Origin of the sequence: Streptomyces sp. NPDC049577 (assembly GCF_040675635.1) — a bacterium.
In the GTDB taxonomy this organism is placed as follows: domain Bacteria; phylum Actinomycetota; class Actinomycetes; order Streptomycetales; family Streptomycetaceae; genus Streptomyces.
The window spans coordinates 1-11,263 of the sequence record NZ_JBFAPH010000212.1 but is presented as its reverse complement, the minus strand read 5'-3'; the positions used below and the strand labels follow the sequence as shown (position 1 = coordinate 11,263).

10 protein-coding genes and 4 tRNA genes are annotated in these 11,263 nt (G+C 71.9%); 7 read left to right on the top strand and 7 right to left on the bottom strand.

From position 1 onward, the window contains the following. Window positions 1–130 precede the first annotated feature (130 nt). From AB0K09_RS22295 to AB0K09_RS22280, 4 genes are all read left to right on the top strand, one after another. Window positions 131–1,597: a N,N-dimethylformamidase beta subunit family domain-containing protein gene (locus AB0K09_RS22295; protein WP_366067126.1), complete on the top strand. Its 1,467-nt coding sequence runs from the start codon at window positions 131–133 to the stop codon at window positions 1,595–1,597. 69 nt (window positions 1,598–1,666) lie between these two features. Further along, the gene (locus AB0K09_RS22290) at window positions 1,667–2,566 is read left to right on the top strand and encodes a phosphoribosylaminoimidazolesuccinocarboxamide synthase (protein ID WP_366067125.1); all 900 of its coding nucleotides are present in this window, start codon (window positions 1,667–1,669) and stop codon (window positions 2,564–2,566) included. A gap of 63 nt (window positions 2,567–2,629) precedes the next feature. After that, complete coding sequence (locus AB0K09_RS22285; RefSeq protein WP_366067124.1) at window positions 2,630–3,343, top strand: response regulator transcription factor; 714 nt, start codon at window positions 2,630–2,632, stop codon at window positions 3,341–3,343. After that, on the top strand, window positions 3,340–4,701 hold the full coding sequence (locus AB0K09_RS22280; protein WP_366067123.1) for a HAMP domain-containing sensor histidine kinase: 1,362 nt from the start codon (window positions 3,340–3,342) through the stop codon (window positions 4,699–4,701). The genes AB0K09_RS22285 and AB0K09_RS22280 overlap by 4 nt, the downstream gene beginning before the upstream one ends. Window positions 4,702–4,781: 80 nt before the next feature. Here AB0K09_RS22280 and AB0K09_RS22275 read toward each other — a convergent pair. The 7 genes from AB0K09_RS22275 to AB0K09_RS22245 all read right to left on the bottom strand — a co-directional run bounded on the left by AB0K09_RS22275 (window position 4,782) and on the right by AB0K09_RS22245 (window position 7,666). Beyond that, window positions 4,782–4,854: transfer RNA gene (locus AB0K09_RS22275), tRNA-Gly, on the bottom strand. Window positions 4,855–4,888: 34 nt separating this feature from the next. Then, a complete protein-coding gene (locus AB0K09_RS22270; protein ID WP_366067127.1) occupies window positions 4,889–5,518 on the bottom strand; it encodes a response regulator transcription factor in 630 nt (209 codons plus the stop codon). Window positions 5,519–5,532: 14 nt separating this feature from the next. Further along, window positions 5,533–6,810: a sensor histidine kinase gene (locus AB0K09_RS22265; protein WP_366067122.1), complete on the bottom strand. Its 1,278-nt coding sequence runs from the start codon at window positions 6,808–6,810 to the stop codon at window positions 5,533–5,535. A gap of 71 nt (window positions 6,811–6,881) precedes the next feature. Beyond that, a tRNA-Gly gene (locus tag AB0K09_RS22260) sits at window positions 6,882–6,954 on the bottom strand. A gap of 72 nt (window positions 6,955–7,026) precedes the next feature. Then, window positions 7,027–7,098, bottom strand: a tRNA-Gly gene (locus tag AB0K09_RS22255). Window positions 7,099–7,139: 41 nt separating this feature from the next. After that, window positions 7,140–7,211 (bottom strand) — tRNA-Gly (locus AB0K09_RS22250). A 137-nt stretch (window positions 7,212–7,348) separates the two neighbouring features. Beyond that, window positions 7,349–7,666, bottom strand: a complete 318-nt coding sequence (locus AB0K09_RS22245) for an Lsr2 family protein (protein WP_366067121.1) — start codon at window positions 7,664–7,666, stop codon at window positions 7,349–7,351. A 367-nt stretch (window positions 7,667–8,033) separates the two neighbouring features. Between AB0K09_RS22245 and purS the strand changes: the two genes are divergently transcribed. The 3 genes from purS to purL all read left to right on the top strand — a co-directional run. Further along, window positions 8,034–8,279, top strand: coding sequence for a phosphoribosylformylglycinamidine synthase subunit PurS (gene purS, locus AB0K09_RS22240; RefSeq protein WP_006604673.1), 246 nt, complete (start codon window positions 8,034–8,036; stop codon window positions 8,277–8,279). Further along, window positions 8,276–8,956 (top strand): phosphoribosylformylglycinamidine synthase subunit PurQ, encoded by a 681-nt coding sequence (gene purQ, locus AB0K09_RS22235; protein ID WP_366067120.1) that lies wholly within the window; start codon window positions 8,276–8,278, stop codon window positions 8,954–8,956. The genes purS and purQ overlap by 4 nt, the downstream gene beginning before the upstream one ends. Then, the coding region (gene purL, locus AB0K09_RS22230; RefSeq protein ID WP_366067119.1) for a phosphoribosylformylglycinamidine synthase subunit PurL at window positions 8,956–11,263 on the top strand (2,308 nt) is incomplete at its 3' end. The genes purQ and purL, both read left to right, overlap by 1 nt.

Here is an 11,263-nt window from a genome sequence, read left to right as displayed (position 1 = left end):
GTGACTGCTAACGCTCCGTATCCCTAGGACCATCACTTTCGGGGAATTTCCCCGGCGACCGGTGACAAGCCGGGCAGGACATGTGCTGTGCTGGGACCGCCGCCGGCGATCTACCGGGGAGGGAGCCCGCATGGGTATGGACCAGATCCGCCGCTGGGAGTCCGGGGCGCTCGCACACGCCGTCTCCGACCCCTTCGGGCAGGGCCCCCTGCCCTGGCTGCGCGGGGACGAGTACTACTTCGACGACACCGGCCAGATCATCCCCTGGTACGTCGACCCGAGCGCCACCCGCGTCCCCCCGCCCCGCCGGCCCGGCCCCCGCACGGCGGACGACGTCCGCTGCCAGATCAAGGGCTACGCCTCCACCGGTGCCGTCGCCCCCGGCGAGGCCGTGGACTTCCGGATCACCGTCGACCCGCCACAGCCGTTCGGCGTGGACGTCTACCGCATCGGCCACTACGCCGGCCACGGCGCTGCCAAGATCGGCTCCAGCCCCCGGCTGTCCGGCATCGTCCAGCCCCCGCCGCTGGTCGCCGACCGCACGGTCTCCTGCCACCACTGGTGGCTGTCCTGGCGGCTCCAGATCCCCTCCTACTGGAGCACCGGCGCCTACGTGGCCGTCCTGACCACCGCCGACGGCTACCGCAGCCACATCCCCTTCACCGTGCGCGACGCCGCCCCGGCCGATCTGCTGCTCGTCCTGCCCGACATCACCTGGCAGGCCTACAACCTCTACCCGGAGGACGGCCGCACCGGCGCCAGCCTCTACCACGCCTGGGACGAGAACGGCCGCCTCCTGGGCGAGGACGCCGCCGCCACCACCGTCTCCTTCGACCGCCCCTTCGCCGGCGCCGGCCTGCCGCTGCACGTGGGCCACGCCTACGACTTCATCCGCTGGGCCGAGCGGTACGGCTACGAGCTGGCCTACGCCGACAGCCGCGATCTGCACGCCGGCCGCGTCGACCCCACCCGCTACCGCGGCCTGGTCTTCCCCGGCCACGACGAGTACTGGTCCACCGCCATGCGCCAGGCCGTGGAGCGCGCCCGCGACCTGGGCACCTCCCTGGTCTTCCTCTCCGCCAACACCATGTACTGGCAGATCGAGCTCTCCCCCTCGCCCGCCGGCCCCGACCACCTGCTGACCTGCCGCAAGCACCGCGGCCCCGGCCGCTCCGCGCTCTGGCGCGACGTCTCGCCGCCCGAGCAGCAGCTGCTCGGCATCCAGTACGCGGGCCGCGTCCCCGAGCCGGCCCCCCTCGTGGTGCGCAACGCCGGCCACTGGCTGTGGCAGGACACCGGCGCCGGCGAGGGCGACGAGCTGCCCGGTCTCGTCGCCGGCGAGGCCGACCGCTACTACCCCCGCACGGCCCTGCCCGAGCACACCCACCGCATCCTGCTCGCCCACTCGCCGTACAAGGACGGCGACGGCGCCAAGCGCCACCAGGAGACCTCGCTCTACCGCGCCCCCAGCGGCGCCCTCGTCTTCGCCGCCGGCACCTTCGCCTGGTCCCCGGCCCTCGACCGCCCCGGCCACGTCGACACCCGCGTCCAGCTCGCCACGGGCAACCTCCTGGACCGCATCTGCAAACGCGCCTGACCCTCCTGCGGAGGCGGACGGGCGCGTGCGGCAGAATTCTGGTGTTTGGACAAACCACCAGGAGGCCGCGTGTCCGGATTCGTCGAGAAGCCCGAGCCCGTCGAGGTGCCGGGCCTTGTGCATCTGCACACGGGCAAGGTGCGCGACCTGTACCGCGCCGAGTCCGGCGAGCTGGTGATGGTCGCCAGCGACCGGATGTCCGCCTACGACTGGGTGCTGCCCACCGAGATCCCCGACAAGGGCCGGGTCCTCACCCAGCTGTCCCTGTGGTGGTTCGACCTGCTGGCCGATCTCGTTCCCCACCACGTCCTGTCCACCGAGCTGCCGCCCGGCGCCCCCGCCGACTGGGCCGGGCGCACGCTGATCTGCCGCAACCTCGACATGGTCCCCGTCGAGTGCGTCGCCCGCGGCTATCTGACCGGCTCCGGCCTCGCCGAGTACGAGCAGAACCGCACCGTCTGCGGCCTCGCCCTCCCCGAGGGCCTCGTCGACGGCTCCGAGCTGCCCTCCCCGATCTTCACCCCCGCCACCAAGGCCGAGGTCGGCGAGCACGACGAGAACGTCTCCTACGAGGAGGTCGCCCGCCAGACGGGCGCGGAGACCGCCGCGAAGCTGCGCCAGGCCACCCTCGCCGTCTACAGCCGCGCCCGCGACATCGCCCGCGACCGCGGCATCATCCTGGCCGACACGAAGTTCGAGTTCGGCATCGCCGGCCCCGACCTGGTCCTGGCCGACGAGGTCCTCACCCCCGACTCGTCCCGCTTCTGGCCCGCCGACACCTGGCAGCCGGGCCGTCCCCAGCCGTCCTTCGACAAGCAGTACGTCCGCGACTGGCTCACGTCCCCCGCCTCCGGCTGGGACCGCCACGGCGACACGCCCCCGCCGGCCCTCCCCGAGGAGGTCGTGGAGCGCACCCGGGCCAAGTACATCGAGGCCTACGAGCGCCTGACGGGCACGACCTGGTCCTGAGAACACGCTGAGAGCACGATCTCCTAAGAACGTTCTCAGAATGGGTCTGCGAAGCTGAACCGCATGCCGCAGACCCCCGTCCTCGTCGTCGACGACGATCCCGACGTGCGCGCGGCCGTCGTCGACGGCCTCGCCGTCGAGGGCTACGCGGTCCGCTCCGCCGCCGACGGGCTGGAGGCCCTGTCCGCGATCGCCGCCGCCGCGCCGGCCGCGATCGTGCTGGACCTCGCCATGCCCGTGCTGGACGGACTCGCCGTCTGCCGGCGGCTGCGCGCCCTGGGCGACCGCACGCCCGTGCTCGTGCTGACCGCCCGCGACGCCGTCTCCGACCGCGTCGCGGGCCTGGACGCGGGCGCGGACGACTACCTCGTCAAGCCGTTCGCCCTGGACGAGCTGCTCGCACGCCTGCGCGCCCTGCTGCGCCGCGCCGCCCCCACCGCCCCCGGCACGGGCCAGGGGACGGGCACCGGCGGCGAGTTGGCCTTCGGCGACCTCCGCGCCGACCCCGAGACCCGCACCGGCGAACGCGCCGGCGTGCCCCTCGAATTCACCCGCACCGAATTCGCCCTGCTGGAGGTGTTCCTGCGCCACCCGGGCCAGGTGCTGCCGAGGGAGCTCATCCAGGAGCGGGTCTGGGGCACCGATTTCGGCCCCGAGTCCAACTCCCTGGCCGTCTACATCGGCTATCTGCGCCGCAAGCTGGAGGCCGGTGGCGCGCCCCGGATCGTCCAGACCGTGCACGGCGTCGGCTACCGGCTCGCGGCGGCGGACCAGTGATCCGCTTCGGCCGCCCCGCACTGCGCGGCCGGCTCGCGCTCGTCACCTCGGCCGCCGTCGCGCTCGTGGCGCTGGGCGTGCTGGCCGCCGCGTACGTCGTCATCCGCTACGAGCTCGTCCGGCAGTTCGACCTCCAGCTGAAACAGCAGGCCGGGCTGATCGCGCAGCAGAACCGCGACGACGGACCGGGTGTGCTGTTCGCCGAGTGCAACTGGCTCGCCGCCCCCGCCTGCGCGCAGATCGTCCCCGCGGCCCCGGACGCACCCGGTCAGCGCGGACTCGTACTGCCCGTCACCGGCGCCACGCGCCGCGTCGCCGCCGGCACCCTCGGCGAGTTCTACAGCAACATCAGCCACGACGGCCACGCCATGCGCATGTTCACCACCCCGCTCCGGGGCGGCAACGCCCTCCAGGTGGCGGCCCGCACGGACACCGTCGACAAGGGCGTGCGCCAGGCCGGACTGCTGCTCACCGCCGTCGGCGGGGCGGGGGTGCTGCTCGCCGCGGCGCTCGGCTACGTGGTGTCGCGCACGTCCCTGCGCCCGGTCACCCGGCTCACGGCCACCGCCGAGCGCATCGCCGCCACCCGCGACCCGGCCCACCGCATCGAGCTGCCCCCGTACGAGGCGCGCCGCCAGGACGAGATCACCCGTCTCACCACCACCTTCAACACCATGCTCGACGAGCTGGAGGAGGCCGTCGCCGCCCAGCGCCGGCTGGTCGCCGACGCCTCGCACGAACTGCGCACCCCGCTCACCGCCCTGCGCACCAACGTCGAGCTGCTGGCCCGCGCGGAGCGGCTCACCCCGGCCCAGCGGGAGCGGGCGTCCGGCGCACTGGGCCGCCAGCTGCGCGAGGTCACGGGCCTGGTCAACGATCTGATCGAGCTGGCCCGCGACGAGGAGCCGCAGCAGCTCGTCGAGGAGGTCCGGCTGGACGGCCTGGCCGAGCGGTGCGTCGCCCAGGCGCGCGGCCACTGGCCGGACACGGTCTTCACCACCGACCTGGACGGCGACGTCACGGTCACCGGCGTACCGGCGCGGCTGGCCCGGCTGCTGTCCAATCTTCTGGACAACGCGGCCAAGTTCAGCCCGGCCGGCGCGCCCGTCGAGGTGCGGCTCGCGCGTACGGACGGCAGCGTCGACCTCACCGTGCGCGACCACGGCCCCGGGATCTCCGCCGAGGACCTGCCGTACGTCTTCGACCGCTTCTACCGCTCCCGCGAGGCCCGCGCGCTGCCCGGCTCCGGCCTCGGCCTGGCGATGGCCCGGCAGATCGCCCGCGCCCACGGGGCGGAGCTCACCGCCGAGCGGGCCGAGGCGGGCGGCGCCCGCTTCCGCCTCCGCTTCCCCGCCTGAGGTCCTGAGGCCTTGAGGTCCTGAGGTACGGAAACGCCGAAGGCCCCGGTCGTTTCCACGACCGGGGCCTTCGAACCCTGAGCGGACGACGAGACTCGAACTCGCGACATCCACCTTGGCAAGGTGGTGCTCTACCAACTGAGCTACGTCCGCCTGCGCCGCTCGTTCCCTCGCGGTGCGGGTACCACTATAGCCAACCCTGAGCGCGTGCGATGCGCGCCGCCGCGTGCCGGTTCTCCGCGCCGAGCTTCGCGGCGGCCGAGGAGAGATAGTTCCGGACCGTCCCCGGCGTGAGCGAGGCCCGCTCGGCGATCTCCGCGACGGGCGCGCCGTCCTCGGCCAGTTCCAGCAGCTCGGCCTCGCGCGCGGTCAGCGGCGAGTCGCCGGCGCTGATGGCGTCGGCCGCCAACTCCGGGTCGACGTAACGGCTTCCGCCGTGCACGCTGCGGATGATCTCGGCGAGCCGTCGCGCGGACACGGTCTTCGGCAGGAAACCGCGCACCCCCGCCTCCAGGGCGCGCTTCAGATGTCCGGGCCGCCCGTGCCCGGTCACGATCATGATGCGGCACCCGGGGAGTTCGGCGCGCAGTGATGTGGCCACTGTCACACCGCCCATGCCGGGCATCTGGAGATCGAGCACCGCGACGTCGGGCCGGTGCGCCCGTGCCATCGCCAGTGCCTCGGGCCCCGAGGCCGCCTCGGCGACGACCACCAGGTCGTCCTCCAGCCCGAGCAGCGCGGCGAGGGCGCCGCGGATCAGGTGCTCGTCGTCGGCGAGCATCACGCGTATCGGCCGTCCGGCCGGGTCGGACGTCATGGCTGCGGTCTCCTTCATGTCGCCGGATCCTCGCCATGGTGGTGACGCGCCGCGGCGGCGGGGTGGTTTCCGGGCTCCGGTCCCACCGGCCCCACCGGCACCTCGGCCGTCAGCCGGAACGTTCCGCCGCGGCCCGGCCCGTACTCCAGCGTTCCGCCCAGCGCCGCGAGGCGTTCCCGCAGCCCCGCCAGCCCCGAGCCGCGGCTGTCCGCTCCGGTGGCGTTCCGCGCGCCGTTGTTCTCCACGGTCAGCACCGCCGCGTCCTCCGTCCGCCGCAGCCGGACGACGCACAGCCCGGCGTCCGCGTGCCGCAGCACGTTCGTCGTGGCCTCGCGGATCACCCAGCCCAGTGCCGACTGCACCGCGGGCGGCAGCACCGCGCCGCCCGTCGGGTCGTCGACGCGGCATTCGATGCCCGCGGCGGCCAGGACGCCGCGCGCGCCTACCAGTTCCGTGTGCAGATCGGCCTCGCGGTAGCCGCGGACGACCTCGCGCAGCTCGCGCTGCGACTCCCGGGCCATGCGCTGCACCTCGGCCATCTGCTCCAGCGCTGCCGGCGAGCCGCGCTGCGCGAGCTGGGCGGCGAGCTCGCTCTTCAGCGCGATGACGGCGAGGTTGCGGCCCAGCACGTCGTGCATGTCCCGCCCGAACCGGAGCCGTTCCTCCGCGACCGCCAGCCGGGCCTGGGTGCCCCGCGCGGCCTCGACCTCCCACAGCACGGCGAGCATCCAGGCGGAGGTCCGCACGGTCAGCAGGCTCCACACGCCCATCGCGAGGGGGGCGACCGCCACGGTCACCGCCCCCTGCCACATCCCTCCGAGGAACAGCACGCCGACGCCGAGGGCCAGGCCCGCCCCCGCACAGCCCACCAGGTACCGGCGGATCCGCGTCAGCAGGCTGTACGCGCCGAAGACGGAGAGCGCGGCGTTGAAGAGCACCAAGGTGTTCGGTGTGATGTGCGCCACGCCCATCTGCCACACCGCGAGCACGAACGCCGCGACCGTCATGGCGAAGAGCAGGACGCCCCCGCCCAGCCGCCACCACGGCGCGGGCCGTCCGCGCAGGTAGTGGTCGAGGGAGCGCCGGGTCAGGTCCACGCCCAGGGCGCACTGCGCGACGGACAGGCCGAGCATGATCCACCAGGCCGCGGGCGCGCCGCCCGGATCCGACAGTGTGGAGAGCAGACTGGTCAGGGGGCTCAGCCACGGCAGTCCGTAGAGCGTCCAGCGCATGTAGCTGTCGACCTGCGCGACCCTGCTGCGGCTCCGCCAGCCCCGTATCCGCCCCAGCACCTGGCCGTTCTCCCCGCTCGTGAAACGCCGAAGGCCCCGGTCGTGTAAACGACCGGGGCCTTCGAACCCTGAGCGGACGACGAGACTCGAACTCGCGACATCCACCTTGGCAAGGTGGTGCTCTACCAACTGAGCTACGTCCGCATGCGCCGCTCGTTCCCTCGCGGTGCGAACACCACTGTACCTGACCCACCGGAGTGGTCCGTACGTGATGAGAGCGGGTGACAGGAATCGCACACTGCGCCTCCCCCTTGGAAAGGGGGCGCTCTACTACTGAGCTACACCCGCATGTCCGAGAACCGGACCGCGAAGCGGTCGGTCACGGTCAGAGCGGGTGACAGGAATCGCACACTGCGCCTCCCTCTTGGAAAGAGGGCGCTCTACTACTGAGCTACACCCGCGTGACCCCGAAGTTCGGCCCGGCTTCCCGGACTTGCCCCTCGGCGTTGATCAGAACTGTAGCTGATCACCCGGGGTGCTTGGCAAATCGGCCCGGCCCCCGGTCCCCGCCCCGCCGCCGCGGGGCCGCCGGCCCCCGTCAGCCGGCCGTGTTGAAGGCCTCGTAGACCTTCTTGGGGATGCGGCCGCGCGGCGGGACCTCCATGCCGTGTGAGCGGGCCCACGCCCGCACCGCCGCCGGGTCGGGCGCCACGGCCGTACGCCGGAAGGCCTTGCCCGAGCGGGACTGCTTGCGGCCGGCCTCCGCGTAGGGCTCGAGGATGGCCCGCAGTTTCTTCGCATTGGCTGCGTTCAGGTCGATCTCGTACGACTTGCCGTCGAGTCCGAAGGTGATGGTCTCCGCAGCTTCCCCGCCGTCGATGTCGTCGGAGAGGGTGACCACTACGCGCTGCGCCACGGAAATCGTTTCCTTTCGGCTGTTTTCGCCGCTCTGACCTGCGGCGATGTAAGGGTTCCGTTAAGTCCTGCTGTGCTTCTCCGGGGTGTTCCCGGTCAATGCATATTCATTTGTACCGCAAAGGCCATTGACTGGTGAAGCCCAGTTAATTGTGCGCGCGTGCCCCGCCGCAATACCGGCGGTGAGATCTTCCGGTTTTTTCCCGGAATTTTTGCCGGACGGGTCGCGGCGGCCGTCGGCGGGCCGCCGGAATAACGCCTCGGAGGGCCCCGGGATATCTATGCGCGTAGATTTTTCGGGACTGTACTCTGGCCCTACCGACAGCGGATACCTGCTTCATCTCACGCACCACACACCGGGAGTGCCAGTGGCACGCGTCGTAGTCGACGTCATGCTCAAGCCGGAGATCCTCGACCCGCAGGGCCAGGCGGTGCAGCGCGCGCTGCCACGCCTGGGTTTCGAGGGGATCGCGGACGTCCGTCAGGGCAAGCGCTTTGAACTCGAGGTGGAGGGCCCCGTCGACGACGCCGCCCTCGCCCGTATCCACGAGATGGCCGAAACGTTTCTCGCCAACACCGTGATCGAGGACTTCACCGTGCGGGTGGACTCGTGACCGCACGTGTGGGGGTCGTGACCTTCCCCGGCACCCTCGACGACCGCGACACCCAGCGCGCCGTCCGGATCGCCGGCCTGGAGGCCGTGCCCCTGTGGCACCGCGACAAGGACCTCAAGCAGGTCGACGCCGTGGTCCTGCCCGGCGGCTTCTCGTACGGCGACTATCTGCGGGCGGGGGCGATCTCCCGCTTCTCCCCGGTGATGGAGACCGTCATCGAGCAGGCGAAGGGCGGCATGCCCGTCCTCGGCATCTGCAACGGCTTCCAGGTGCTCACCGAGACGCACCTGCTGCCCGGCGCGATGCTGCGCAACAACCACCTGCACTTCATCTGCCGGGACCAGAAGCTCCGCGTCGAGAACGCGGGCACCGCCTGGACGTCCGACTACGAGGCGGGCCAGGAGATCTCCGTCCCGCTGAAGAACATCGACGGCCGCTACGTGGCCGACGAGCGCACCCTGGACGAGCTCGAGGCCGAGGGCCGCGTCGCCTTCCGCTACCTCGACGGCAACCCCAACGGCTCGCTCCGTGACATCGCCGGCATCACCAACGCCGCCGGCAACGTCGTCGGTCTCATGCCGCACCCCGAGCACGCGGTCGAGCCGCTGATCGGGACCGGCCGCACCGACGGCCTCGGATTCTTCACCTCGCTCCTCAAGAAGCTGGTCAGCTCCTGATGACTCTCGACACCGTCAAGCACGCCGACGAGACCCCGGACACCGAACAGCCCTGGGCCGAACTCGGCCTCAAGCAGGACGAGTACGAGCGCATCCGCACCATCCTCGGCCGCCGCCCCACCGGCGCCGAGCTCGCCATGTACAGCGTCATGTGGTCCGAGCACTGCTCGTACAAGAGCAGCAAGGTGCACCTGCGCCAGTTCGGCGAGAAGGCCCCGCAGAACGACGCGCTGCTCGTCGGCATCGGCGAGAACGCCGGCGTCGTCGACGTCGGCCAGGGCTACGCGGTCACCTTCAAGGTGGAGTCGCACAACCACCCCTCGTACATCGAGCCGTACCAGGGCGCGGCCACCGGCATCGGCGGCATCGTCCGCGACATCCTCGCCATGGGCGCCCGCCCGGTCGCCGTCATGGACCCGCTGCGGTTCGGCGCGGCCGACCACCCCGACACCAAGCGCGTCCTGCCGGGCGTCGTCGCGGGCATCGGCGGCTACGGCAACTGCCTGGGCCTGCCCAACATCGGCGGTGAGGTCGTCTTCGACGCCTGCTACCAGGGCAACCCGCTGGTCAACGCGCTGTGCGTCGGCGTGATGAAGCACGAGGACATCCACCTGGCCAAGGCGTCCGGCGCCGGCAACAAGGTCATGCTCTACGGCGCCCGCACGGGCGGCGACGGCATCGGCGGCGTCTCGGTCCTCGCCTCCGAGACCTTCGACGACAGCAAGCCCACCAAGCGCCCCGCCGTCCAGGTCGGCGACCCGTTCCAGGAGAAGCTCCTCATCGAGTGCACCCTGGAGCTGTTCCGCGAGGGCCTGGTCGAGGGTATCCAGGACCTGGGCGGCGCCGGTCTGTCCTGCGCCACCAGCGAGCTGGCCAGCGCCGGCTCCGGCGGCATGCGCGTCGAGCTGGACCGCGTCCCGCTGCGCGACGCGACGCTCTCGCCGGAGGAGATCCTCATGAGCGAGTCGCAGGAGCGCATGTGCGCGATCGTCGAGCCCGGCAAGGTCGACCGCTTCCTGGAGATCTGCGAGAAGTGGGACGTCATCGCCACCGCCATCGGTGAGGTCACCGAGGGCGAGCGCCTGGAGATCTTCTGGCACGGCGAGCAGATCGTCGACGTCCCGCCGCGCACCGTCGCCCACGAGGGCCCGGTGTACGAGCGCCCGTACGCCCGTCCGGAGTGGCAGGACGCCCTCCAGGCCGACGACGCCAACAAGCTGGCCCGGCCGGAGACCCCCGCGGAGCTGCGCGAGCAGGTCCTGAAGGTGATCTCCTCCCCGAACCAGGCGTCCAAGTCCTGGATCACGGACCAGTACGACCGGTTCGTGCAGGGCAACACGGTGCTGGCGCAGCCGGAGGACTCCGGCATGATCCGCATCGACGAGGAGAGCGACCTGGGCGTCGCCGTCGCCACCGACGGCAACGGCCGCTACGCCAAGCTCGACCCGTACGCGGGCGCGCAGCTCGCGCTGGCGGAGTCGTACCGCAATGTGGCCGCCACGGGCGCCCGCCCGCTGGCGATCTCCAACTGCCTCAACTTCGGTTCGCCGGAGGACCCGGCGGTCATGTGGCAGTTCGCCGAGGCCACGCGCGGTCTGGCGGACGGCTGCCTGGCCCTGGGCACGCCGGTGACCGGCGGCAACGTCTCGCTCTACAACCAGACCGGCGAGACAGCCATCCACCCGACCCCGGTGGTCGCGGTGCTCGGCGTGATCGACGACGTCAACCGCCGTACGCCGATGGCGTTCCGGGAGGAGGGCCAGCTGCTCTACCTCCTCGGCGACACGCACGAGGAGCTGGGCGGTTCGGCCTGGTCCCAGGTGATCCACGACCACCTGGGCGGTCTGCCGCCGGCCGTCGACCTGGAGCGGGAGAAGCTGCTCGCCGAGATCCTCATCGCGGCCTCCCGCGACGGGATGATCGACGCGGCGCATGACCTCTCCGACGGCGGGCTGATCCAGGCGGTGACCGAGTCCTGCCTGCGCGGCGGCAAGGGCGCGCGACTCGTCGTGCCGGACGGCCTCGACGCGTTCGTGTTCCTCTTCTCGGAGTCGGCCGGTCGTGCGGTCGTCTCGGTGCCGCGCAGCGAGGAGCTCCGCTTCACCGACATGTGCGGCGCGCGCGGTCTGCCGGCGGTGCGCATCGGTGTCGTGGACGGCGAAACGATCGACGTCCAGGGCGAGTTCGAGATCCCGCTCGCGGAGCTTCGCGAAGCGCACGAGGCGACGATCCCGGGCCTGCTGGCAACCCGGAGAAGGGTCTGCTGCTGGACGTGGACCCCTCGGAGAGCGAGGCACGCAGCGCGAC